At 74.4% G+C, this 23636-nt stretch carries 19 protein-coding genes, 3 tRNA genes and 1 pseudogene; 12 read left to right on the top strand and 11 right to left on the bottom strand.

From position 1 onward, the window contains the following. The first annotated feature begins 221 nt into the window (after positions 1-221). Complete coding sequence (locus ACWH4W_RS00005) at positions 222-893, top strand: ANTAR domain-containing response regulator (protein ID WP_473073795.1); 672 nt, start codon at positions 222-224, stop codon at positions 891-893. Positions 894-957: 64 nt separating this feature from the next. Then, positions 958-1128: a hypothetical protein gene (locus ACWH4W_RS00010; protein WP_473073796.1), complete on the top strand. Its 171-nt coding sequence runs from the start codon at positions 958-960 to the stop codon at positions 1126-1128. A 42-nt stretch (positions 1129-1170) separates the two neighbouring features. Here the strand turns inward: ACWH4W_RS00010 and ACWH4W_RS00015 are convergent. The 3 genes from ACWH4W_RS00015 to ACWH4W_RS00025 form a co-directional block, all read right to left on the bottom strand. After that, positions 1171-1244: transfer RNA gene (locus tag ACWH4W_RS00015), tRNA-Ile, on the bottom strand. Between the two features lie 177 nt (positions 1245-1421). After that, positions 1422-1494: transfer RNA gene (locus ACWH4W_RS00020), tRNA-Asn, on the bottom strand. Between the two features lie 5 nt (positions 1495-1499). Next, positions 1500-1572, bottom strand: a tRNA-Asn gene (locus ACWH4W_RS00025). Positions 1573-1743: 171 nt separating this feature from the next. Here ACWH4W_RS00025 and ACWH4W_RS00030 point away from each other — a divergent pair. From ACWH4W_RS00030 to ACWH4W_RS00045, 4 genes are all read left to right on the top strand, one after another. Continuing rightward, positions 1744-2049 (top strand): YtxH domain-containing protein, encoded by a 306-nt coding sequence (locus ACWH4W_RS00030; RefSeq protein WP_473073797.1) that lies wholly within the window; start codon positions 1744-1746, stop codon positions 2047-2049. A gap of 38 nt (positions 2050-2087) precedes the next feature. Beyond that, positions 2088-3539, top strand: coding sequence for a xylulokinase (locus ACWH4W_RS00035; RefSeq protein ID WP_473073798.1), 1452 nt, complete (start codon positions 2088-2090; stop codon positions 3537-3539). A gap of 124 nt (positions 3540-3663) precedes the next feature. Continuing rightward, positions 3664-5397 carry an ABC transporter ATP-binding protein gene (locus tag ACWH4W_RS00040; protein ID WP_473073799.1) on the top strand — a complete coding sequence of 578 codons (1734 nt, stop codon included), beginning with the start codon at positions 3664-3666 and terminating at the stop codon, positions 5395-5397. Next, positions 5397-7325: an ABC transporter ATP-binding protein gene (locus ACWH4W_RS00045; protein ID WP_473073800.1), complete on the top strand. Its 1929-nt coding sequence runs from the start codon at positions 5397-5399 to the stop codon at positions 7323-7325. The genes ACWH4W_RS00040 and ACWH4W_RS00045 overlap by 1 nt, the downstream gene beginning before the upstream one ends. Positions 7326-7375: 50 nt before the next feature. On the opposite strand, the pseudogene ACWH4W_RS00050 reads toward ACWH4W_RS00045, so the two are convergent. The 6 genes and pseudogenes from ACWH4W_RS00050 to ACWH4W_RS00075 all read right to left on the bottom strand — a co-directional run bounded on the left by ACWH4W_RS00050 (position 7376) and on the right by ACWH4W_RS00075 (position 16314). Continuing rightward, positions 7376-8693 (bottom strand): annotated as a pseudogene (locus ACWH4W_RS00050) (RNA polymerase sigma factor). A 137-nt stretch (positions 8694-8830) separates the two neighbouring features. Further along, the gene (gene dnaG, locus ACWH4W_RS00055) at positions 8831-10756 is read right to left on the bottom strand and encodes a DNA primase (RefSeq protein WP_473073801.1); all 1926 of its coding nucleotides are present in this window, start codon (positions 10754-10756) and stop codon (positions 8831-8833) included. Positions 10757-10925: 169 nt separating this feature from the next. Continuing rightward, positions 10926-12284, bottom strand: coding sequence for a hypothetical protein (locus tag ACWH4W_RS00060; RefSeq protein ID WP_473073802.1), 1359 nt, complete (start codon positions 12282-12284; stop codon positions 10926-10928). A gap of 517 nt (positions 12285-12801) precedes the next feature. Then, entirely contained in the window at positions 12802-14067 is a 1266-nt protein-coding gene (locus ACWH4W_RS00065) for an NAD(P)/FAD-dependent oxidoreductase (RefSeq protein ID WP_473073803.1), read from the bottom strand. Between the two features lie 89 nt (positions 14068-14156). Further along, positions 14157-15464 (bottom strand): deoxyguanosinetriphosphate triphosphohydrolase, encoded by a 1308-nt coding sequence (locus tag ACWH4W_RS00070; protein WP_473073804.1) that lies wholly within the window; start codon positions 15462-15464, stop codon positions 14157-14159. Positions 15465-15513: 49 nt separating this feature from the next. Further along, positions 15514-16314: a sirohydrochlorin chelatase gene (locus ACWH4W_RS00075; RefSeq protein WP_473073805.1), complete on the bottom strand. Its 801-nt coding sequence runs from the start codon at positions 16312-16314 to the stop codon at positions 15514-15516. Positions 16315-16513: 199 nt separating this feature from the next. Here ACWH4W_RS00075 and ACWH4W_RS00080 point away from each other — a divergent pair, with 199 nt between their 5' ends. From ACWH4W_RS00080 to ACWH4W_RS00105, 6 genes are all read left to right on the top strand, one after another. Continuing rightward, a complete protein-coding gene (locus ACWH4W_RS00080; RefSeq protein WP_473073806.1) occupies positions 16514-17218 on the top strand; it encodes a SanA/YdcF family protein in 705 nt (234 codons plus the stop codon). A 36-nt stretch (positions 17219-17254) separates the two neighbouring features. Next, entirely contained in the window at positions 17255-17503 is a 249-nt protein-coding gene (locus tag ACWH4W_RS00085) for a hypothetical protein (RefSeq protein ID WP_473073807.1), read from the top strand. Next, a complete protein-coding gene (locus ACWH4W_RS00090) occupies positions 17500-17901 on the top strand; it encodes a DNA-binding protein (protein ID WP_473073808.1) in 402 nt (133 codons plus the stop codon). Before ACWH4W_RS00085 ends, ACWH4W_RS00090 begins: the two co-directional genes overlap by 4 nt. Positions 17902-18013: 112 nt before the next feature. Further along, positions 18014-20131: a molybdopterin oxidoreductase family protein gene (locus ACWH4W_RS00095; protein WP_473073809.1), complete on the top strand. Its 2118-nt coding sequence runs from the start codon at positions 18014-18016 to the stop codon at positions 20129-20131. A 435-nt stretch (positions 20132-20566) separates the two neighbouring features. After that, a complete protein-coding gene (locus ACWH4W_RS00100) occupies positions 20567-21112 on the top strand; it encodes a hypothetical protein (protein ID WP_473073810.1) in 546 nt (181 codons plus the stop codon). Positions 21113-21226: 114 nt separating this feature from the next. After that, positions 21227-21874, top strand: a complete 648-nt coding sequence (locus tag ACWH4W_RS00105; protein ID WP_473073811.1) for a class F sortase — start codon at positions 21227-21229, stop codon at positions 21872-21874. A 165-nt stretch (positions 21875-22039) separates the two neighbouring features. Here the strand turns inward: ACWH4W_RS00105 and ACWH4W_RS00110 are convergent, their stop codons facing one another. Both ACWH4W_RS00110 and ACWH4W_RS00115 read right to left on the bottom strand, forming a co-directional pair. Beyond that, entirely contained in the window at positions 22040-22669 is a 630-nt protein-coding gene (locus tag ACWH4W_RS00110; protein WP_473073812.1) for a hypothetical protein, read from the bottom strand. A gap of 45 nt (positions 22670-22714) precedes the next feature. Then, entirely contained in the window at positions 22715-23497 is a 783-nt protein-coding gene (locus ACWH4W_RS00115; RefSeq protein ID WP_473073813.1) for a sulfite exporter TauE/SafE family protein, read from the bottom strand. Between the last annotated feature and the right edge of the window lie 139 nt (positions 23498-23636).

Below are 23636 nucleotides of genomic sequence, written 5' to 3' on the forward strand. Positions count from 1 at the left end.
CGCGCCCCGTCCCTTCCCCTCCCCCGGCCTGTCCGCGTCCGTGCGGGCAGGCCCTCGCGCATTCCCGGTCATCACGGAGCACGGTGTGTGTACCGCGGTCCAGGGTGGGCAGGCGCATCCGCAGCGCAGCAGTACCGTGCGCAGCCTCTCGTGCGGGCGCCGGCGGCGGCCGGGGCCGCCGGGACGACCGGGCCACCCACGAGCACCGACAGGGCGGTGACATGACTTCCGCGGCATCGTTCCCCCCGGGGAGGCAGGACACCTTGGTCATCAGCGGTCGCATGGACGCGGACCGGGCGCTGCTCACCCCGCGCGGGGAACTGGTCCGCGGCTGCGACCGGACACTGGCCGAGAAGCTGGCCCAGCTGCCCGCCGGCACGGCGCGGGTCGACCTGGACATGAGCGGCGTGCACTTCATGGACACCGCGGGGCTGGAGTTCCTGGAGGTGCTGCGCGACCACGCCCGCCGGCGTGCCATGCCGGTCACCACGGCCCGCTGGAGCGGCCAGCCGCGCCGCATCCTGGAGCTGGCCGGGCTGGACACCACGGACCCGCTGCGCTCCCCCGCCCCGCGCCCGTCGCCCGCGGGGTCGGCGGTGGCGCTGGAACGCCAGGAACGGCTGCACCTGCTCCAGGAGGAGATCGAGCAGCTGCGGCAGGCCATCGCCTCCCGCCCGGTCATCGACCAGGCGCGCGGCATCCTGATGGCGACGCACGGCTGCACCTCGGACGAGGCCTGGCACATCCTGCGGGAGGCGTCCCAGCTGTCCAACACCAAGCTGCGCGTCGTCGCCGAGTCGCTGACGGCCTGCGCGGAGGCGGAGGGCACTCCCCCGCCCCCGGAGGTGCGCACGGCGCTGGCCCGCGCCCTCGCCCGCCGCGCGGCACGGTGACATCGCCGCACGCGGGGTACCCGTGTCGCCGGACGGACGGGACCCGCGACAGGAAGGCGGCACGATGAGCGAGCACACTCCGTCCCAGGCCGAGGGCGACCGGGACGACAGCGAATGGACCACCCCCGACGTGGTGCACACCACGCCCTCGCAGGCGGAAGGGGAACGCGACCCGTCGGACGCGCCGACGCAGTCCGACGACAACGCCGTGGAGGGGGCCCCCGGAGCCGGATGACCCCGGCTCGGGGGCGGCCGGTCCCGGGGGGACCGTGAGGGGTGGGGCGGGTGGGACTCGAACCCACGGCCGACGGATTATGAGTCCGTTGCTCTAACCGGCTGAGCTACCGCCCCATGGCGGCGTGTCGCGTACATGTGTGCGCGCCGTCTGCCGCAGCATAGCCGCTCATACGATCTCCTGCTTCGGATGGTCGGCTGCGTACGGCCCTGTTGACCATGAAGACCGCGCCGCGCCGCGCGCGGTTCCCCCGGACATGAAAAAGGACCCCTACGGGGTCCTCGTTCAGCATGCTCCCCCGACTGGACTCGAACCAGTAACCTGCCGGTTAACAGCCGGCTGCTCTGCCAATTGAGCTACGGAGGACCGAGCTCCCCCGACTGGACTCGAACCAGTAACCTGCCGGTTAACAGCCGGCTGCTCTGCCAATTGAGCTACGGAGGAATGCCTCGTTCTGCATCGAACGCACCTGCCTGGGTATCCGCCAGGGGGCGCGCGCTCGCTGCGACACATACATTAGCGCAAGCAGGGGGGTGCTCCGCCAATCGGTACTCCCCGGCCCGTCGCCGCGCCGGATACCCATGCAGACTGGAACAACGGGAAGGGTGGCCGCCAATGCGTTACCGGCTCACGTTCGTCGCCGGAGCAGCCCTTGGTTACGTGCTGGGCACGAAAGCCGGGCACGAGCGCTACGAGCAGATGAAGAGGTCCGCGCTGCGGCTGGCGCAGAACCCCGCGGTCCGCAACACCGCCGAGACCGCGGCCCAGCAGAGCCGTGAGTTCGCCGACAAGGCCTACCACGTGGTGAGCGACAAGGTCGGCGACCGCATGCCCGACTCCGTCGCCCAGCGCGTCCACGCCCTGCGCGAGCGCTCCGCCCACGGCCCGGCCGAGGACGACTGGGGCACGAGCAACACCTGACGCACACCTCACCCCTCCCCATGCGGCAAAATCGCCGTATGGGGATAGTCGCCGGGCTGGACAGTGCGCCCGATTTCACTCGCATCGTCGTCTGCGACACGGACACCGGGGCCGTGCTCAGGCAGGGGTACGCCCCGCACCCGGTGCAGGGTCCCGACGGTGGCCGCTCCCCGGACGTCGACCCGCAGGCCTGGCTGCTGTCGCTCGGCGAGGCCGCGGGCGGCGGGCTGCTGGAAGGCGTGCAGGCCATCGGCGTGTCGGCACAGGCGGGCGCGCTGGTCCCGCTGGACGCGCAGGGCGGCACGGTCCGCCCGGCGATGACCGGGGGCGACAAGCGCGCCCAGGTCGCGGCGGCCGACCTGGTCGACGCGTTCGGCGGGCGGGAGGCGTGGGCGCAGGCCGTGGGCTGCGTGCCGGGCGCCGCGCAGCCGGTGACCAAGCTGCGCTGGATGGCCCGTACCGAACCGGAGAACGCCGCCCGGACGGCCGTGCTGCTGCAGGCGCACGACTGGCTGGTGTGGCAGCTGCTGGGCCGGCCGGTGCGCCGGACCACCGACCGGGGCGGCGCCTCCGGCACCGGCTACTGGGCGGCGGCCACCGGCGGTTACCGGCCCGACCTGGTGGAGCTGGCGCTCGGGCACCAGGCGATGCTGCCCGAGGTGATCGGCCCGGCGGACGCGGCCGGCACCACCCCCGAGGGGCTGATGATCTCCGCCGGCACGGCGGACACGATGGCGGCGGCGTTCGGCCTCGGCATCGGGCTCGGCGACGCGGTGGTGTCGCTGGGCGCGTCCGGCTCGGTGATGGCCGTGCACCCCGAGGCGCTCGTCGACCGCACCGGCATGATCACCTCGCTGGCCGACGCCACCGGCATGCACCTGCCCGTCGTCACCACGCTGAACGCGGTGCGGGCGCTGCGCGGCACCGCGGAACTGCTCGGGCTGCCGGACCTGGAGAGCCTGTCCGACCTGGCGATGAAGTCGACGCCGGGTGCGCACGGGCTGGTGCTGCTGCCGTACCTGGAGGGCGAGCGCACCCCGAACCTGCCGCACACCGCCGGGACCCTGGCCGGGCTGCGGCGGGAGTCGATGAAGCCGGAGCACCTGGCGCGGGCGGCGTTCGAGGGGATGCTGTGCGGCCTCGCGGACGCGCTGGACGTGCTGCGCGGCCGGGGGGTGGAGGTGCGGCGGGTGTTCCTGCTCGGCCCCGCCGCCGAACTGCCCGCCGTGCAGGCGGCGGCGCCCGCGCTGTTCGGCGCGCAGGTCGTCGTGGTGCAGCCCGCGGACTACGCGGCGACGGGCGCGGCCCGGCAGGCGGCCTGGGCGCTCGGGGTGTCGCAGGGCGCCCTCGACCCGCGGACCCCGCCGGTCTGGCCGGGTCCGGTGGCGCAGGTGCTGGACCCGGGCGAGGAGCTGGCGGTGGGTCAGGCCGTGCGCCAGCAGTACGTGGCGGTGCGCGAGCAGACCCACCCGGGGGCGTTCTCGCTCTAGGCGGCCGCGCGGAGGGGCGGCGCGCCGGGGACCGTAAATGGGTTGAGGCAACGCCGGTGGAGTGTCCGACGATAGGGGCCACGGGCAACCGCACGGCCCCGCCGTCCACTCCGAGAGAAGCAGCGTGCTCATACGACTTCTGCGTGACCGTTTACGCCCCTACACCAGACCCCTCGCTCTCCTGGTGGCCCTGCAGTTGCTGCAGACCTGCGCCACGCTCTACCTGCCCACGCTGAACGCGGACATCATCGACAACGGCGTCGTCCGAGGTGACACGGGTTACATCCTGGGCCACGGCGGCCTGATGACCGGCATCTCGCTGGCGCAGGTCGTCTGCAACGTCGGCGCCGTGTACTACGGGGCCCGGACCGCGGCGGCCCTGGGTCGGGACGTGCGCGCCGCGGTCTTCGACCGGGTGCAGTCCTTCTCCGCCCGCGAGGTGGGGCACTTCGGCGCGCCGTCGCTGATCACCCGGACGACGAACGACGTCCAGCAGATCCAGATGCTCGCCCTGATGACGTTCACCCTGATGGTGTCGGCGCCGATCATGTGCGTGGGCGGCGTGGTGCTGGCGCTCGGACTCGACGTGCCGCTGTCCGGGGTGCTGGTCGCGGTGGTGCCGGTGCTGGGCGTCTGCGTGACGCTGCTCGTGCGCCGGCTGCGGCCGCTGTTCCGCACCGTGCAGGAGCGGCTGGACACGGTGAACCGGGTGCTGCGCGAGCAGATCACCGGCAACCGGGTCATCCGCGCGTTCGTGCGGGACGCCCACGAGCAGCGGCGGTTCCACGGGGCCAACACCGAGCTGACCGACGTGTCGCTGCGCACCGGCAATCTGCTCGCGCTGATGTTCCCGGTGGTCATGACGGTGGTGAACCTGTCGTCGATCGCGGTGGTGTGGTTCGGCGCGCACCGCATCGACAGCGGCGGGATGCAGATCGGCGACCTGACGGCGTTCCTCGCCTACCTGATGCAGATCGTCATGTCCGTGATGATGGCCACCTTCATGCTCATGATGGTGCCGCGCGCCGAGGTGTGCGCCGAGCGCATCCAGGAGGTGCTGGACACCTCCTCGAGCGTGGTGCCGCCCTCCGCGCCCGTCACCGAGCTGCGCCGGCACGGGCATCTGGAGATCCGGGGCGCGGGCTTTTGCTACCCGGGCGCCGAGGAGCCGGTGCTGCGGGCGGTCGACCTGGTGGCACGGCCCGGCGAGGTCACCGCCGTGATCGGCTCCACCGGCAGCGGCAAGTCCACGCTGCTGGGGCTGGTGCCGCGGCTGTTCGACGCGACCGGCGGCGAGGTGCTGGTCGGCGGGGTGCCGGTGACGGACATCGACCCGGCGCTGCTCGCCCGTACCGTCGGACTGGTGCCGCAGAAGCCGTACCTGTTCGCGGGCACGGTGGCGACCAATCTGCGCTACGGCAACCCGGACGCCACGGACGAGGAGCTGTGGCACGCGCTGGAGGTGGCGCAGGGCAGGGACTTCGTGGAGCGGCTGGAGGGCGGGCTCGACGCGCCGGTCGCGCAGGGCGGGACGAACGTCTCCGGCGGCCAGCGCCAGCGTCTGGCGATCGCCCGGACGCTGGTACGGCGCCCGGAGATCTACCTCTTCGACGACTCCTTCTCCGCGCTCGACTACGCCACCGACGCGGCCCTGCGCGCGGCGCTCGCGCGGGAGACGGCCGAGGCGACGGTGGTGATCGTCGCCCAGCGGGTGGCGACCATCCGCGACGCCGACCGGATCGTGGTGCTGGAGGAGGGCCGGGTCGTCGGCACCGGGCGGCACCACGAACTGATGGCGGACAACGAGACCTACCGGGAGATCGTGCTCTCCCAGCTGACGGAAGCGGAGGCGGCCTGATGGCGGGGCCAGGGGGCCGGACGGCGGCCGGGACCGACCCCGGCCGGCGGTCGATCGACTTCACGGGGTCCGGCAAGCGGCTGCTCGCCCGCTTCGGACCGGAACGCCTCACCCTGTACGGGCTGCTGGCCTGTGTCGTGGTGAGCGTGGCGCTCAGCGTGGTCGGGCCGAAGATCCTGGGCCGGGCCACCGACCTGGTGTTCGCGGGCATCGTCGGCCGCGACATGCCGGAGAGCGCCACCAAGGAGCAGGTGCTGGAGTCGATGCGGGAGCGCGGCGACGGCGACGTCGCCGACATGCTCCGTTCCACGGACTTCACACCGGGTCAGGGCATCGACTTCACCGCGGTGGGGAACGTCCTGCTGCTCGCGCTGGCGGTGTTCGGTGCGGCCGGGCTGCTGATGGCGGTGGCGACCCGGCTGGTGAACCGGGCCGTGAACCGCACCATGTTCCGGATGCGCGAGGACGTGCAGACGAAGCTGTCGCGGCTGCCGCTGTCGTACTTCGACCAGCGGCAGCGCGGGGAGGTGCTGAGCCGGGCGACGAACGACATCGACAACATCGGGCAGACGCTCCAGCAGTCGATGGGCCAGCTGATCAACTCGCTGCTCACCATCCTCGGCGTGCTCGCGATGATGTTCTACGTCTCCTGGATCCTGGCGCTGGTCGCCCTGGTGACGGTGCCGCTGTCGTTCGTCGTCGCCACCCGGGTCGGCAAGCGGTCGCAGCCGCACTTCGTGCAGCAGTGGCGCTCCACCGGCACGCTCAACGCGCACGTCGAGGAGATGTACACCGGGCACGCCCTGGTGAAGGTGTTCGGACGGCAGGAGGAGTCGGCCGGCACGTTCGCCGAGGAGAACGAGGCGCTCTACGAGGCCGGGTTCAGGGCGCAGTTCACCAGCGGGATCATGCAGCCGCTGATGATGTTCGTGTCGAACCTCAACTACGTGCTGGTCGCGGTCGTCGGCGGCCTGCGGGTCGCCTCCGGGGCGCTGTCCATCGGGGACGTGCAGGCGTTCATCCAGTACTCGCGGCAGTTCTCGATGCCGCTGACGCAGGTCGCGTCGATGGCGAACCTGGTGCAGTCGGGCGTCGCCTCCGCCGAGCGGGTCTTCGAGGTGCTCGACGCCGAGGAGCAGCAGGCCGACCCGTCGCCCGCCGAGCGGCCGGAGCGACTGCGCGGACGGGTGGCGCTGGAGCACGTGTCGTTCCGCTACGACCCGGAGAAGCCGCTGATCGAGGACCTGTCGCTGACGGTCGAGCCGGGCCGCACGGTGGCCATCGTCGGACCGACCGGCGCCGGCAAGACCACGCTGGTCAACCTGTTGATGCGGTTCTACGAGGTGTCCGGCGGGCGGATCACCCTGGACGGCGTGGACATCGCGCGGATGACGCGGGACGAGCTGCGCTCCGGGATCGGCATGGTGCTGCAGGACACGTGGCTGTTCGGCGGCACCATCGCGGAGAACATCGCGTACGGCGCGTCCCGTGAGGTCACCCGGGAGGAGATCGAGGAGGCGGCCCGGGCGGCGCACGCCGACCGGTTCGTCCGCACCCTGCCCGACGGGTACGACACCGTCATCGACGACGAGGGCAGCGGGGTCAGCGCGGGCGAGAAGCAGCTCGTCACGATCGCGCGGGCGTTCCTGTCCGACCCGGTGATCCTGGTCCTGGACGAGGCGACGAGTTCCGTGGACACCCGTACCGAGGTGCTGATCCAGAAGGCGATGGCCGAGCTGGCGCACGGGCGGACGTCCTTCGTCATCGCCCACCGGCTGTCGACGATCCGCGACGCGGACACCATCCTGGTGATGGAGAACGGCGCGATCGTCGAACAGGGCGCGCACGACAAGCTGCTGGCGGCGGACGGCGCGTACGCCCGGCTGTACCAGGCACAGTTCGCGCAGGCGGTCGCCGAGGTCGACTGACGCCCGGGTGCCGGAGGGACCGTGAGCCGGTCCCTCCGGCACCCGGGCGATCAGTCGAGGTACCCGCGCAGCTGGTCCGCGTAGGCGTGGTCCCGGAGCTTGCTGAGCGTCTTGGACTCGATCTGGCGTATGCGTTCCCGCGTCACGCCGAAGAGGCGGCCGATCTCCTCCAGCGTGCGGGGCCGCCCGTCGACCAGTCCGTAGCGCAGCTGCACCACCTCGCGCTCGCGCTCCCCCAGCGTGGACAGCACCGCCTCCAGGTGCTGCCGCAGCAGCAGGAACGCCGCCGACTCCACGGGGCTGGCGGCGTCCCCGTCCTCGATGAGGTCGCCGAGCGCGACGTCGTCCTCCTCGCCCACGGGCGCGTGCAGCGACACCGGCTCCTGGGCCAGCCGCAGCACCTCGCCCACCCGCTCGGGCGGCAGGTCCAGGTGGGCGGCGACCTCCTGCGGCGTCGGCTCGTGGCCGCGCTCCTGGAGCATCCGCCGCTGCACGCGCACCACGCGGTTGATCAGCTCCACGACGTGCACCGGCACGCGGATGGTGCGGGCCTGGTCGGCGAGCGCCCGGGACATGGCCTGCCGGATCCACCAGGTCGCGTACGTGGAGAACTTGAAGCCGCGCGCGTAGTCGAACTTCTCCACGGCCCGGATCAGGCCGAGGTTGCCCTCCTGGACCAGGTCGAGCATGGTCAGCCCGCGGCCCACGTACCGCTTGGCCACGGAGACGACCAGCCGCAGGTTCGCCTCGATCAGGCGGCGCTTGGCCATGCGGCCCGAGACGACGAGCCGGTCCAGGTCGTGCGCGAGCCGGCTGTCCAGGTCGGGGGTGAGGCGCAGCTTCTCCTCGGCGAACAGGCCGGCCTCGACCCGGCGGGCGAGTTCCACCTCCTCGGCGGCGGTGAGCAGCGGGATGCGGCCGATCTCCCGCAGGTACTGGCGGAACAGGTCGGAGGAGGGGGCCCCGGTCTCGGGCCGCACCTGCGGACCGACCGGCTCGGCCGGCTCCACGACGTCCGGCGGCCCGGTCTCGGCGGGGTCCTCCGCGGACCGGGGCTCCACCGGCGCGAGCGGCTCCGGCCCGGTCTCGGGGCGGAGCCCGGCGCGGCTCTGCGCGGGCATCGCGACCAGCAGATCCGCGTCCGGCGCGGCGCCGGCTACGTCGGTGCCGGTCTGGGCGAGGGGCTGGGCGAGGGTCTGGGTCTGCACGGGGGCGACCTCCAGGATGATCGCTGCCTGGGGGTGGGGCAGCGGTACGTCAGGGGCGGAGTCGACGGCCTCGCCGCTGTCCGTCCCGTACCGGGGACGGAACCGCGGGGGTGTGCGACCCGTCACCGACGGGCCGGCCGCGCTCCGAGGACTCAGGCACCGCCTCCAGTGTGGCGTACGGCACATCGTCCCCACGAGGGGCGTGCGGTGACTTTTTGCGTCCACGCCGTCACCCCCCGGTCATCCCGGAGGCCGACGGCCCTGACACGCGGGCGCGTTCGCGGAGGAACGCGGGGACTACAGGGCCGCCGCGCCGTGTTCGCGCAGGGCCTGGTCGTACTGCTGGAGGACCCACAACTCGTTCTGCACGGCGGCGAGTTCGCTCGGATCGCCGTGGTTGGCGAGGCGGGTGAGGCGGCTGGTGATGTCGCGGATGCGGCGTTCGACGGCGCGGCGGCGGACGGTGACGAGCTGGGCGCCCGCGTAGGTCTCGTCGACGTCCTTGACGCCCCGGTGCAGCATGATCGCCTCGACCGCCAGCTCCGTGACCATGGCGCGGACCGTGTCGTCGGGGGCCGCGTCGCGGACCCGGATCAGATACTCCTGCGGGTCCTGGACGCCGTGCTCGGCGCCGCCCGCATCGAGGATCGCCTGGCGCACGGCCGCGTAGGGCGGGGCGGTGAACTCGTCGACGCCGTACGCGTCGAAGGCGGGCGAGACCAGCTCCGGGCGCTGGAGGGCGAGCTTGAGCAGTTCGCGCTCGGTGGCGAAGACCGGGTTGCGGAGGTTCAGGGCGGGGCCGCGCGGGGCGGCCGGCGCGGCGGCGTACTGCTGCGGGGGGCCGCCGGCGGGACGGCCGCGCTCCGGGGCCGGGCCCTTGCCGCCGCGGTCGCGGGCCCAGCGGGCGAGCTGGGCGACCCGCTTCACGACGAACTGCGTGTCGAGGATGCCGAGCATCCCGGCGAGCTGGACGGCGACCTCGTGCTGGGCACCGCTGTTCTTGATCCGGGCGACGACCGGGGCGGCCTCGTCCAGGGCGGCGGCGCGGCCGGCCGGGGTGTCCAGGTCGTAGCGGCCGACGATCTGGCGGAGCGCGAACTCGAACAGCGGGGTGCGCGGCTCGACCAGGTCGGCGACCGCCTCGTCGCCCTTGGCGAGCCGCAGGTCGCAGGGGTCCATGCCGTCGGGCGCGATGGCGATGTACGTCTCGGCGGCGAACTTCTGGTCGTCCTCGAAGGCGCGCAGGGCGGCCTTCTGCCCGGCCGCGTCGCCGTCGAAGGTGAAGATGACGCGCGCCGAGCCGTTGTCCATCAGCAGGCGGCGCAGGATCTTGATGTGGTCGCCGCCGAAGGCGGTGCCGCAGGTGGCGATGGCCGTCGTCACGCCCGCGAGGTGGCAGGCCATGACGTCGGTGTAGCCCTCGACGACGACCGCGCGGGAGGACTTCGCGATGTCCTTCTTCGCCAGGTCGATGCCGTAGAGGACCTGGGACTTCTTGTAGATCGCCGTCTCGGGCGTGTTCAGGTACTTGGGGCCGTTGTCCGCGTCGTGGAGCTTGCGGGCGCCGAAGCCGACGACGTCACCGCCGATGTCGCGGATGGGCCACATCAGCCGGCCGCGGAAGCGGTCGATGGGACCTCGGCGGCCCTCCTGGGCGAGCCCGGAGAGCACCAGCTCCTTGTCGCTGAAGCCCTTGCCGCGCAGGAAGCGGGTGAGGTGGTCCCAGCCCTGGGGGCTGTAGCCGACGCCGAAGTGCACGGCGGCGGCCTGGTCGAAGCCGCGCTCGGCGAGGAAGAGACGGCCGGTCTCCGCCTCGGGGCTGGTCGCGAGCTGCTCCGCGTACCACTCGGCGGCCAGCTTGTGCGCCTCGACCAGCCGGATGCGTTCCCCGCGCTGGTGGGCCGGGTTGTACCCGCCCTCCTCGTAGCGCAGGGTGATGCCGGCCTGACCGGCCAGGCGCTCGACCGCCTCCGAGAAGGAGAGGTGGTCGATCTTCATCACGAAGGTGAGGGTGTCGCCGCCCTCCTGGCAGCCGAAGCAGTGGAAGAGTCCCTTGCTCGGGCTGACCTGGAAGGACGGCGACTTCTCGTCGTGGAACGGGCAGAGGCCCTTCAGGTTCCCGCCGCCCGCGTTGCGCAGCTGGAGGTACTCGGACACCACGGCGTCGATCGGGACCGCGTCCCGTACCGCCTTCACGTCCTCGTCATTGATCCGTCCTGCCACGCGTAGATTCTACGGGTGCGCCATGACATCCCCGGGGCGTGGAGCGCCCCGGAAGGGGACCGGCGCTGTGACATGCGCGGCACGCCCTCACCGGGCGGAGGCTCGACGCCCTCGCGGGCGGTGCGGTGCCGGATGCCCCGCTCGCGCAGCCGTCGTCGTCGCGGGTCGGTCAGGGGCGGGCGCGGGCGGCCGGGGCGTTCAGGCAGAGGGCGATGTTCCGGACCGCGGCGGTGAGTTCCTCGATCACCCGGGCTGCCTGCTCCGCGTTGTGGAAGGCCGGGTTCCCGGCCAGGGACTGGTGCAGTTCCTCCGCCGCCCGGAGGGCCGGATCGACGGCCTCGGCGGGGGGAGGGGCAGGAACGGGCGCGGACGCCTCGGCCGTGGCGGGCGGGAGCGGAGTCTGCGGGGCGGTCCGGGACGGCACGGCCGGGTCCGCCCCGGCGGCGCCGGACGCCACGGGTCCGCCGGAGGGGCCGGGGGCCGGCCGGGGCGCGGGTCCGGGGGCGGCCGGAGCCGGGGGGCCGGCCGGCGCCGTGCCGTCCTCCCTTTCCCTCGGGCCTTCTCCGGGGGACCCCTCGGACTCCCGCCGGTACTCCCTGAGCGGGGTGCGGAAGACGCCGGAGACACCGGTCACGGAGAAGCAGCCCTCCTGTCCCGGCCGCGACGGCGCCGCCGGGACAGGAGGGGCGGCGGGGGCGGGGGCGGACGGGGACGGGCGGGAGTCCTGGGGGAGCCGCTCGACGTGCGGGGCGCGATCGCGGTCCGGCGCGCTGCGCGTCCGGGGCAGCACGATGTGCTCGAAACCCGGGAACGCCAGGCTGGTGGAGCGCGTGGCGGGGCGCGCGTCGTACTCGGTCTGCCACTCCGCGCGGTAGCAGTCGACCTGGTCGGCGCAGGCGGCGCGGGCGTGGAAGACCGCCGTGTCCTCCCCCAGGTTCGGGTACCAGAGGTTCGGCCCGGGGAAGCGCACGGTGCGCATCCGCGGCCTGATCGGCTCGGCGCACCCCATGCAGCAGCCCTCCGGGACCATGAGGGGGATGCCGGCGTTCTGTTCCGGCCGGCGGGGACCGCCCTCCCAGCGGTACTCCCCGTGGTGGCAGGGCGGCAGTTCACCACAGGCGCGGCAGACCGCGTAGTGCTCCGGGAGGACCTGCCAGTCGTGGCTGGCGGGAGCGCACCAGTGCTTCGGCGTGGAGCGGGGCAGGTTCTCGTCGCGCAGCACGAGGACCACCGGGCGCTTGTAGAACTCGGACCGCTCGGGGGCCGGTTTGGCCGCCCGGTTGTTGGCCCGCAGCAGTCCGTTGGCGTGCCACCACAGTTCCACGTGGTCGCGCCAGGCCTTCTCGTAGCAGTCCGGCCACCGGTCGCCCGGGTAGCCGTTGATCTCCAGGATCCGCCATGCCTGACGGTCCAGTACCACGATGGAGCCGGCCCGCAGTCGCATGTACGTGCCGTCGTCGCCCTCGTCCGGCCAGTCGTGCCGGCCGATACGAGTGGGCTGGTCTGGGAGCCACCTGCGAACCTGCATGTCATGCTCCTCGGTACGAAACGTCACAGTTTCAACTGGGGCAGTTGACGACATTCTGAACAATCAGGACGTTTACCTCGGTGTAGACACGCGCGCCGTCGGGGTAAGTCGTCCGGAAGCGCCCTTCCGCATACCGGCCCCTTCCGGAAACACCACCGGACCGGGGCTTTTCACGCCCCGAGTCACTCCCCGGGCCGGCCCTGGAGCACGCGGACCACCCGTCCGGCGGCCGTCCGGCGGTCCGCGGCACGTCCGGCACGTCCGGCACGGACGAACGCCGCACCGGCGCGGGCTCGTCATGGTCGCGGGAGGACCCGTGCGGGTGGATTCCGGCCTCCCGCCGCCGTTCCAGCGCCTGGGCGGCGGCGGTGTCCTGCCGGCCCCGCGAACGCATGCTCCGCTCATCGGCCGTACCGTCCCGGCGCATTCAGGCCTTCCGGCCTCAACTCCCTCTCTCCGCAGAAGACTTGCGCTGTAACGGGACCGTCGGCGAACCCGCCGGGCGGATCGTGACCCCCTAGGCGAGCAGGCTCTCCAGCGGCACGTGCGGATCCGCCAGCGCCTCCGTGTCCACCGCCTCCCGGGACCGGATCAGCCGCTGGACCGTGTCCGTGACCTCCCACACGTTCACGTTCATCCCGGCCAGCACGCGTCCCTCGCGCACCCAGAACGCGATGAACTCCCGCTTGCCCGCGTCGCCCCGGACGACCACCTGGTCGTAGGACCCGGGCGGCGCCCAGCCGGAGTACTCCATGCCGAGGTCGTACTGGTCGGTGAAGAAGTACGGGACACGGTCGTAGACCTCGTCGCGGCCGAGCATGGCGCGGGCCGCCGCCGGGCCGCCGTTGAGCGCGTTGGCCCAGTGCTCCACCCGCAGCCGGGTGCCGGACAGGCCGTGCGGGAAGGACGCGACGTCGCCGGCCGCGTAGATGTCCGGGTCGGACGTGCACAGCCGTTCGTCGACGAGGACGCCCCCGCCGGACGCCGCGTCGGCGATCACCAGGCCCGCCGCCTCCGCGAGGGAGGTCCGCGGGGCCGCGCCGATCGCGGCGAGCACGGCGTGCGCCGGGTGCTCCTCGCCGTCGTCGGTGCGGGCGGCGAGGACCATGCCGTCCTGGCCGGTGATCTCGGTGAGCGTGGCGCCGAAGTGGAAGCGCACGCCGTGCTCGCTGTGCAGCTCGGCGAAGAGCTGCCCCAGTTCGGGGCCGAGGACCGAGTGCAGCGGGGCCTGCCCCCGGTGGACGACGGTGACCTCCGCGCCGTAACTCCGGGCCGCCGCCGCGACCTCCAGGCCGATCCAGCCCGCGCCGGCGATCACCAGGTGGCCGTTGTCCCGGCCGAGGGCGGTGAGGACGCCCTTGAGGCGCTCGGAGTGGGCGAGGCGGCGCAGGTGGTGGACGCCCGCCAGGTCGGTGCCCGGGACGTCGAGCCGGCGGGGCTCGGCGCCGGTGGCGAGCAGCAGCTTGTCGTAGCGGACGGTGGTGCCGTCCTCGCCGAAGCGGACGGTCTTCGCGGCGCGGTCCACGGCGGCGACGGTCTGCCCCAGGTGCAGTTCGACGTCGTGCCGCGCGTACCAGCCGGGCTCGTGCACGAAGACGCTGTCGCGCTCCGCCGGGCCGAGGAGGTACCCCTTGGACAGCGGCGGACGCTCGTAGGGGCGGTCGTGCTCGTCGCAGATCAGTATCACGCGGCCGGTGAAGCCCTCCGCTCTCAGCGTCTCGGCCGCCTTCGCGCCCGCCAGGCCGCCTCCGACGATGACGAAAGTCTGATCCGCGTCGACCACGTGATGCCTCCTTCGAGCGTTGCCATCAGCGAGCCTCCCGCAAGCGGAAGGCCGCGGGAAGGGGGAGTGACCCGATCAGGCCACCTGTTTCACGTCCGGCCGGTGAGCCGGGCGTGCAGGAAGCGGGCCGAGGCGTCCGTCAGGGACGCGATCTGGTCCACGACGACCCGCTTGCGGGCGCGGTCGTCCGGCGCCCGGTCGAACAGGCTGCGGAACTGCGGGTCCAGCCCGTCGGGTGCGCGGGCGGTCAGCGCCTGCGCCAGCTCCAGCACGACGACGCGCTGGTCGGCGCGGAGCCGCTCCTGCTCGGCGCGCTGCATGACGTACCGGTCGGCGACCGCCTTGAGGACCGCGCACTCCATGCGCGTGGAGCGCGGGACGACCAGCTCGGCCCCGTACCGGGTGAGGCGGCCGCCGCCCCAGGCCTGCCGGGTGGCGCTCTCGGCGGCGAGGCAGAAACGGCCGATGAGCTGGCTGGTGGCGTCCTTGAGGCGGGCCTGGGCGACGGCGGTGCCGTCGTAGCCGTGCGGCCACCACTCCTGGGCGAGCAGCCGGTCGAGGGCCTCGGCGAGCTCGGCGGGGTCGGTGTCCGCCGGGACGTACCGGCGGGCGGCGACCGCGAAGACGGCCTCCCGCTCCGGGTCGGCGTGCAGGCAGTTGGGGTCGATGTGCCCCGCGTGCAGGCCGTCCTCCACGTCGTGGACCGAGTACGCCACGTCGTCCGCCCAGTCCATGACCTGCGCCTCGAAGCAGGTGCGGGTGCCCGGGGCGTCCTTGCGGAGCCACTCGAAGACCGGCCGGTCGTCGTCGTAGACGCCGAACTTCACCGACGCCGGGTCGGTGGGGTGGGCGCCGCGCGGCCAGGGGTACTTGGTGGCCGCGTCGAGGGCCGCCCGGGTGAGGTTGAGGCCGACGGAGCCCTCGGGGGTGAACCGCTTGGGCTCGATGCGGGTGAGCAGCCGCAGCGACTGCGCGTTGCCCTCGAAGCCGCCGCAGTCCTCGGCGAACTCGTTCAGCGCCTGTTCGCCGTTGTGCCCGAACGGCGGGTGGCCGAGGTCGTGGGAGAGGCAGGCGGCCTCCACCAGGTCGGGGTCGCAGCCGAGGGCGGCGCCCAGCTCCCGGCCCACCTGGGCGCATTCGAGGGAGTGGGTGAGGCGGGTGCGGGGGCTGGCGTCCCACACCTGGCTGTGCGCGCCGGGGGTGACGACCTGCGTCTTGCCGGCGAGGCGGCGCAGCGCGGCGGAGTGCAGCACGCGCGCCCGGTCGCGCTGGAAGGCCGTGCGGCCCGGCCGCTTGTCGGGCTCGGCGGCCCAGCGTTCGACGGCCGACGGGTCGTACCCGGCGGGCGGGAGGTGGTGCGCGGACGGGTCGGGCGTGCCGGACGTGATGCCTTCCATGATCCGACAGTAGCCCCGGCCGGTGACATCCCGGACACCGGTGGTCGTGTCACGCGAGGGTGAGGGCGGTCCCTCCGGCGGCCGGGGCCGCGGTGCGCAGCGCCCGGTCGTAGCGGTGGAGGAGCAGGCGGGCCAGCGCGGGGTGGGCGCCGAGCGGGCCGGCGACGGCGCCGGGCGCCTCCTTTGCGCACGCGGCGGCGAACCGGCCGGGCGCGGTGAAGCAGGAGGCGACGGCGACCCGGGTGCGGCCGCGGGCGGCGAGGGCGCGCACCGCCTCGGGCACGGTGGGCGCGGCGGCGGAGGCGTAGGCGGGGACGACGGGCACGCCGAGCCGGGCGGCGAGCAGCCCGGCGATGCGCTCGGTGTCGGCGCGGGAGGCGGGCGCGCGGGACCCGGCGGCGGCCAGCACCACGGCGCCGGTGCGGCGGTCCTCCGCGTCCCGGGGGGCCTGCCAGCCCGCCTCGGTGAGCCGTGCGTGCAGGGCGTCCACGAGCAGGGAGTGCGCTCCGAGCGGGCCGGCGACCCGGGTGGGCAGCGGCGCCGCCGCAGCGGCGCCGGGGATGTCCCGGGTGACGTGGTGGCCGCGACCGAACAACAGCGGGACGAGCACGGCGGACCCGGCGCCGTTCGCGGCCAGCTCGTCGAGGGCGTCGGGCAGCAGGGGGGCGTTCAGCTCGATGTGGCCGAGGCGCACCGGCAGGCCGGGGCGCAGCGCGCGGACCCGTTCCAGGAGCCGCCGCACGGTGGCCGGGGCGCGCGGGTCGCGGCTGCCGTGGGCCACCACGACGAGGGCGGGGGACGGGGCGGCCGGGCGGGGCCGGGCGCCGGGGTGGGTCGGATACGCCGTCATGCGGCGAGCGTGACCGCAGGAGGTTGCCCTGCCGTTGCGCCGGGGTCACGCGTGTTTGCGGGGTGTTCACGCGGGGGCGGGGGGTGGTGTGAGGCGACGGCTCCCTCTCGTGGCACCGTGAGCCCGGTCACACGGCGCGAACCGCGGGCCCCGGCGGGGCGTCTACCGGATCAGCGACCGACCCGGGGGAGGCCGTCCGATGCGCCGTTTCGCGTTTCACCGCCCGCGGCTGCCGCGCACCCGCGCGGGGCAGCGGCGGCTGGTGCGGGCCGTGGTGGCGGTGTGCGTGCTGGCACTGCTGCCGGCGACCTGGCTGCGGCTGAGCACCGGCGACCGGCTGCGCACCGTCGCCGACGTGCCGCACACCGAGGTGGCCGTGGTGTTCGGCGCGGGGCTGTGGGACGGGGAGCCGTCGCCGTACCTCGCGCACCGGCTGGACGCGGCGGCGGAGCTGTACCGCGCGGGGCGGATCCAGGTGGTGCTGGTCACCGGCGACAACAGCCGGGAGGAGTACGACGAGCCGGACGCGATGCGCGCCTACCTGACCCGGCACGGGGTGCCCGACGCGCGGATCGTGAGCGACTACGCGGGCTTCGACACCTGGGACTCCTGCGTCCGCGCCCGGAAGATCTTCGGCGTGGACCGGGCGGTGCTGATCAGCCAGGGCTTCCACATCCGGCGGGCGGTGGCGCTGTGCGAGGCGGCGGGCGTCGCGTCGTACGGCGTCGGCGTGGCCGACCGCCACGACGTCACCTGGTACTACGGCGGCGCCCGGGAGGTCCTCGCGGCCGGGAAGGCGGCCCTGGACGCGGTGTTCCGGCCGGACCCGCACTTCCTCGGGCCCGAGGAGCCGGGGGTGCGGCGGGCGCTGGCGGACGCCCGAGGGTCCGGCGGGCCGGACTGACGACCCGAGCGCGCATACTCGAGTATGCTCCTATCCATGGCGGATACGACGCGCATCACGGTGACCCTCCCGACCGAGCAGGTCGCCGAGCTGAAAAAGCTCACCGACAACGTCTCCGGCTACGTCGCCGAAGCTGTGGCGCGTCAGCTGCGGCACCAGCTGCTCGGGGCCGATCTGCTGTCCCATCAGGAGGAGTACGGCGCCTTCACCGAGGAGGAACTGGCGGAGGCCCGCTCCCGGATCTTCGGGGACACCGAGGCCGGCGGCTCGGCGAGCGCGGCGTGAGCGGGCACGTCGAGACGGTCGTCCTGGACTCCGAGGGCCTCTCCGCCTGGATCGCACAGGACCGCAGGACCGCCGCGATGTTCCAGGTGTTCCACGCGGCGGGTGCCGACTTCGTCGTCGGGGCCAACACCATCGTCGAGGTGAGTCACGCGCGGGTGAACACGGCCCGGCTGCGGTGGGCGCTGTCCCGCGTCAGGGTCGAGCCGGTGACCGAGCAGGCGGCGAAAGCCGCGGCGGGGCTGCTCAAGGCCACCGGCCTGCACGGACACAAGTACGCGATCGACGCGACGGTGGCCGAGATGGCGCTGCGCCAGCCGGGCCCGGTGGTCATACTGACGTCCGACCTCGACGACATGGCGCGGCTGTGCGGCGACCGTGTCCGGCTCGTCGGCGTCTGAGCGGGACGCGTCCACGCCTCACCGCGCGCCCCGGCCGGCGGAGAGGGCGCCGTGCCCGGGGTGTAACAGCGGCCGGTGCGGTGCGTAACACCGGCGGCGCAGCCTGGTCCGTATGCGAAGCACCGTGACGCCCACGCACTGCCCCTACTGCGCGCTGCAGTGCGGCATGAACCTGACGCCGGCCGCCGACGGGCGGAGCGTCGAGGTGAGCGAGCGCACGGACTTCCCGGTGAACCGGGGGGCGCTGTGCGGGAAGGGGCGGACCGCTCCGGCCGTGCTGTCCCCGGCCGTGCGGCTGACCTCGCCGCTGGTGCGGTCGGCGGCGGGCACGCTGGAGCCGGCCTCCTGGGAGGAGGCGCTGGACCGGGTCGCCGAGGGGATCGGAAGCGCTCGCGCGCACCACGGCGCGGACGCGGTCGGGGTGTTCGGCGGGGGCGGGCTCACCAACGAGAAGGCGTACTCCCTGGGGAAGTTCGCGCGGGTGGTGCTGGGCACCTCGCAGATCGACTACAACGGACGGTTCTGCATGTCGTCAGCCGCCGCCGCGGGAGGCAGGGCGTTCGGCCTCGACCGGGGCCTGCCGTTCCCGCTGGAGGACATCCCGAGGACCGGCTGTGTGATCCTCGTCGGCGCCAACCCCGCCGAGACCATGCCCCCGGCCCTGCGCTACTTCACCGAGCTGAAGGAGAACGGCGGCACCCTGATCGTCGTCGACCCGCGCCGCACCCGCACCGCCGAGCAGGCCGACCTGCACCTGGCGCCGCGCCCCGGCACCGACCTCGCGCTGGCCCTGGGCCTGCTGCACCTGGTCGTCGCCGAGGGGCGCACCGACGAGGAGTACATCCGGGAGCGCACGGCCGGCTGGGAGGAGACCCGGGCCGCCGCGATGGCGCACTGGCCGGAGTACGTGGAACGGATCACCGGCGTGCCCGTGCCGCGGCTCCGTGAGGCCGTACGGCTGTTCTGCGAGCCCGAGTCCGCGATGGTGCTCACCGCGCGGGGCCCGGAGCAGCAGTCCAAGGGCACCGACACGGTGAGCGCGTGGATCAACCTGGCCCTGGCGACCGGCCGGCCCGGCCGCCCGCTGTCCGGGTACGGCTGCCTGACCGGGCAGGGCAACGGGCAGGGCGGGCGCGAACACGGCCAGAAGGCGGACCAGTTGCCCGGCTACCGCAAGCTGACCGACCCGGCGGCGCGGGCGCACGTGGCGGAGGTCTGGGGCGTCGCCCCGGACAGCCTGCCCGGGCCGGGCCGCAGCGCGTACGAGCTGCTGGACGCGCTGGGCACGGACATCCGCGCGCTGCTGCTGATGGGCTCCAACCCGGTGGTGTCGGCGCCGCGCGCCGCGCACGTCGAGGAGCGCGTCCGCTCGCTGGACTTCCTGGCGGTGTGCGACGTGGTGCTGTCGGAGACGGCCGAACTCGCCGACGTCGTGCTGCCGGTGACGCAGTGGGCGGAGGAGACGGGCACCACCACCAGCCTGGAGGGCAGGGTGCTGCTGCGCCGCCGGGCCGTCACCCCGCCGGCGGGCGTGCGCGGCGACCTGGAGGTGCTGCACGAGCTCGCCGCGCGGCTGGGCGGCGAGGGCAGCCCGGAGAAGCGCTTCCCGACCGACCCCGAGGAGGTCTTCGAGGAGCTGCGCCGGGCCAGCGCGGGCGGCCCCGCGGACTACTCGGGGATCACCTACCGGCGGCTGGCCGAGGGCAGCGGCGTGTTCTGGCCGTGCCCCTCCCCCGAGGCTCGGGGCGAGGACGCCGGGACCGTCCATCCCGGCACCCCCCGCCTCTTCCTGGACCGGTTCGCCACCGAGGACGGCCGGGCACGGTTCGTCCCGGTGTCGCACCGGGCGATCGCCGAGGAGCCCGACGAGGAGTACCCGGTGCTGCTCACCACCGGGCGGGTCGTGGCGCAGTACCAGTCCGGCGCGCAGACACGGCGCGTGGACGAGCTGAACGCCGCCGCGCCCGGCCCGTTCGTGGAGCTGCACCCCCGGCTCGCGCAGCGGCTCGGCGCCCGCGAGGGCGACCCGGTGGCCGTGGTGTCCCGGCGCGGCCGGGCGGTCGCCCCGGCCCGGATCACCACCGCGATCCGCCCCGACACGGTGTTCATGCCGTTCCACTGGGCCGGTGAGGGCCGCGCCAACACCCTCACCAACCCGGCCCTGGACCCGACGTCCCGGATGCCGGAGTTCAAGGCGTGCGCGGTACGGCTCGAGGCGGTGCGTCCCTGAGCGCACCGCCTCGTGAGCGCCGTGAGCGCCGTGCGGGCGGCCGGCCCACGCCCACCGTGCTCCGGGCGGTCCCTGGGGCGCGGGACGTCCCGGCCGAAGCGGCTGTCCCCGTCGGCCCCGCCCGGCGTCCGCGTCCCGCCCGCACCCGGCGCCCCGAGGGGCGCCCTCGCCCGGTCAGCCCTTCGCAGCCCCGCCCGGCCCAATGCGGCCGCACGCCGCTCGCCCGCTCACGTCCGCGTCGGTGACCTGCTGAAACGCGGGACGGGCCCAGGGCTGCCGGGGTCGCCCGACACCCGTTCAGCCGCTGCCCTGACGCCCTCTCAGGGAGCGGTGGCGGCCCGGGGCGACTTACCTCGGAGGGGCAGGGACGCGGTCGACGGCGGCACATGGGGGTGCCGCGGGCCGGGTCCCCTCCGTGAGCTCGAGGGAGCATCGATGCGACGTACCGCCCGGCTGCTGACCGGCACGACCGGCACCGCGCTCGCCGTGGCCACCGCGGGGCTGCTCGCCGTCCCCGCGTACGCCGGGGAGGCCCCCGGCCCGTCGACCGCCGGCCTGCGCATGTACCCGTCGTCCGTCGCCCCGGGCGCACTGGTCTCCGCGAACACCGCGGCGTGCGGTGAGGAGGGGACGGCGGCGGGCGACGCCTCCGCGGTCGGCGCCGGCCGGTTCACGCTGGCGCCGAGCACGCACCAGGGGGAGGCGATCGGGCAGTTCCAGGTGCCGCCGAGCGCGCAGCCGGGGACGTACGAGATCGTCGTCGCCTGCGCCGGGGGCGGGCGCCGGGTGACCGGGGACCTCGTGGTGACGCTGACGCCCGAGGCGGAGCAGGTGGTTCCCCGGGGAAGCGTGAAGACGGGGGTCGGTGGCGCGCTGGGCCCCGACCCCGTGCAGACCGCGGCCGGCGTGACGGCCCTCGCCGTCGCCGCCGCGGGCGGTACCTGGTTCCTGCATCGCCGGGCGAGAGGCGACGGGATCTGACGGGCGTCCTCCGCTGCCCGTCCCCCAGGTACCGCACGTCCCCTCCCCCTCCGGGCCCGACGCCCCTCGCGGCCCGGAGGGGGGCACGGGGCCGACTCGAGGTGAGGTCACCCCATGCGCCGCAGGTTCCGCCGGCCCCGGAGGCCGGGCAACGCGGCGATGGCCGCCGTCACGGTGTGCGCCCTGTGCACGGGGGCCGTGCTGCTGCGGGACGGCGGGGGCGGCGCCCCGCCGCAGCCGTCCGCCGCGCAGGCGCACTCCGCACGCGACGCGCACGGCCCGGCGCGGTCCGCGGCCCCCGCGCTGCCGCCGTCGCCGCCCGACCGGGTGCGCATCCCGGCGATCGGCGTGGACGCGCCGCTGACCGGCCTGGGGCTGACCCCGGCCGGCTCCCTCGACGTGCCGCCCGCCGACCGCCCGGACCTGGCCGGCTGGTACGAGGCCGGCACCACCCCCGGCGAGCGGGGCACGGCGATCGTCGCGGGCCACGTCGACAACGCCGACGGCCCGGCCGTCTTCTACTCGCTCGGCGCCCTGCGCAAGGGCAGCACGGTCGAGGTGGCCCGGCGCGACGGCACGGTCGCCGTGTTCACGGTGGACGCCGTCGAGGCGTACGACGCCCGGGACTTCCCCGACGAGAAGGTCTACGGCCCGGCCGACCGCCCGGAGCTCCGCGTCATCACCTGCGGCGCCGGCTACTCCCCCGCCACCGGCTACCGCGGCAACGTGGTCGTCTACGCCCACCTGACGGGGACCCGCTGACGGGAGCCGGTCCCGCGGGCAGCCGCCGCCCCGGGGTCCGGCCCCATGAGGCCGGCCGCCGCCCGGACCACGAGGTCCGTGGCGTCCGCCCCCTCAAGGTGCTCCGCGCCCCGTGTCAGAACACGGGGGACGACCGCCGCCGGGGAAGCGGGCGGAGCCGGCCGGTCAGCTCTGCCAGAGGAACGCGCCTTCCGCGCACGGCACACACGCGAAGGCGTACCCGCAGCCGCCACCGCCGAAGTTCATCGCGGTCCCCTCGTCACGGCCCTCCTCGAGCTGGGCGACGAAGCTCATCGCCCGCGCGCACGACGGGCACGCCGGCGTCTCGTCGCCCTGGAGCCACGCGGGAGCGCCGCCCAGGCCGCCGAGGACGTCCCGCACGGGACGGCCGCTCGCCCGCGCCCAGGCGTCCCGTGCCTCGGAGTAGGAGACCGCGTCGACCGCCGTGCGGTCGACGCCGCAGGTCTCCGGCAGCAGGGTCTCGCCCTCCTCCGGCACCGGGGCGGGCGTGAGTCCGGCGCGGGGGAACACCAGCGCCCGGTTGCCGCCCGCCGCCGGATCCCACTCGTCGCACAGCCCCGGGTCGTTCTGGCACATGAAGACGGAGACGACGTACGCGTCCCCCTCGGCGCCGGGGGCGTCCGCCGGCACCTGCGCGAGGAACTGCATCGGCCCCTCGCACTCCGCACACCGCGGCCAGGTGAACCCGGCCGGGACCAGCGGCACGCCGCCGGTGCGGGTCACCGGCGCGTCGTCGTCGACCGGACCGGCGTACGTCATCAAGGTGGTGGTCACGGTCGGGAAGCCTAGAGCAGCCCTCCGTGTCCCGTCCGCCGGGGCCTACGCCACCCACTGCTCGTACGCCAGGTTCGCCACCAGGGCGAAGACCACCGTCAGCAGGACCACGCGGACGAAGCCGCTGCCGCGCTTCAGGGCCGTGTGGGCGCCGAGCGTGCCGCCCGCCAGGTTGAAGACCGCCATCAGGGCCGCGAGCTGCCACAGGACCGCGCCCTGCCAGGCGAAGGTGGCGAGGGCGCCCGCGTTGGTGCAGCAGTTGACGATCTTGGCGGTGGCCGAGGCGGTGACCAGGTCGAGGTGGAGCAGGGCGGTGAGCGCCAGGACGAGGAACGTCCCGGTGCCGGGGCCGATCAGGCCGTCGTAGAAGCCGATGCCGAGGCCGGCCAGGCCGATCGCGGCGAGGATCTGCCGGCGGGTGGCCGGGCCCGACGCGGGGGCGGTGCCGAAGGCGGGCCGCAGGATGACGAAGGCGGCCACCGCGAGCAGCACCACCATGATGACCGGCTTGAGCACCTCGGTGCTCATCCCGGCCGCGAGGAACGCACCGCCGGACGACCCGGCGAGGGCGGCCAGCCCGATCCGCACCGCTGTCCGCACGTCCACCGGCGCCTTGCGGGCGTACGTCACCGCCGCGCCCGTGGTGCCCACGATCGCGACCGCCTTGTTGGTGCCCAGCGCGTGCGCGGCCGGGGTGCCGGCGGGCAGGCCGAGCAGCAGCGCCGGCAGGAGCAGCAGCCCGCCGCCGCCCACCACGGCGTCGATCCAGCCGGCGACGAGCGCGGCCACGCAGAGCAGGACGACCGTGGTCAGCGAGATGTCGGGCATGGCCGCGAGCCTACGAAGGCGAAAGATGCCCCGTCCATCAAGATGAGCGTTTGTTGAGGTTGGCCTCCTCACACCCGCCCCGCGGCCGCCCGCGGAAGCCTCACACCCGCCCCGCGGCCGCCCCCGGAAGCCTCACACC

The organism is Streptomyces sp. DSM 120436 (assembly GCF_055778765.1).

Bases quoted from the DNA above. Each gene is read 5' to 3' on its own strand.
- ACWH4W_RS00005 (WP_473073795.1), top strand. From the start codon at position 222: ATGACTTCCGCGGCATCGTTCCCCCCGGGGAGGCAGGACACCTTGGTC.
- ACWH4W_RS00010 (WP_473073796.1), top strand. From the start codon at position 958: ATGAGCGAGCACACTCCGTCCCAGGCCGAGGGCGACCGGGACGACAGC.
- ACWH4W_RS00030 (WP_473073797.1), top strand. From the start codon at position 1,744: ATGCGTTACCGGCTCACGTTCGTCGCCGGAGCAGCCCTTGGTTACGTG.
- ACWH4W_RS00035 (WP_473073798.1), top strand. From the start codon at position 2,088: ATGGGGATAGTCGCCGGGCTGGACAGTGCGCCCGATTTCACTCGCATC.
- ACWH4W_RS00045 (WP_473073800.1), top strand. From the start codon at position 5,397: ATGGCGGGGCCAGGGGGCCGGACGGCGGCCGGGACCGACCCCGGCCGG.
- ACWH4W_RS00060 (WP_473073802.1), bottom strand. From the start codon at position 12,284: ATGCAGGTTCGCAGGTGGCTCCCAGACCAGCCCACTCGTATCGGCCGG.
- ACWH4W_RS00070 (WP_473073804.1), bottom strand. From the start codon at position 15,464: ATGGAAGGCATCACGTCCGGCACGCCCGACCCGTCCGCGCACCACCTC.
- ACWH4W_RS00075 (WP_473073805.1), bottom strand. From the start codon at position 16,314: ATGACGGCGTATCCGACCCACCCCGGCGCCCGGCCCCGCCCGGCCGCC.
- ACWH4W_RS00080 (WP_473073806.1), top strand. From the start codon at position 16,514: ATGCGCCGTTTCGCGTTTCACCGCCCGCGGCTGCCGCGCACCCGCGCG.
- ACWH4W_RS00085 (WP_473073807.1), top strand. From the start codon at position 17,255: ATGGCGGATACGACGCGCATCACGGTGACCCTCCCGACCGAGCAGGTC.
- ACWH4W_RS00095 (WP_473073809.1), top strand. From the start codon at position 18,014: ATGCGAAGCACCGTGACGCCCACGCACTGCCCCTACTGCGCGCTGCAG.
- ACWH4W_RS00100 (WP_473073810.1), top strand. From the start codon at position 20,567: ATGCGACGTACCGCCCGGCTGCTGACCGGCACGACCGGCACCGCGCTC.
- ACWH4W_RS00105 (WP_473073811.1), top strand. From the start codon at position 21,227: ATGCGCCGCAGGTTCCGCCGGCCCCGGAGGCCGGGCAACGCGGCGATG.
- ACWH4W_RS00115 (WP_473073813.1), bottom strand. From the start codon at position 23,497: ATGCCCGACATCTCGCTGACCACGGTCGTCCTGCTCTGCGTGGCCGCG.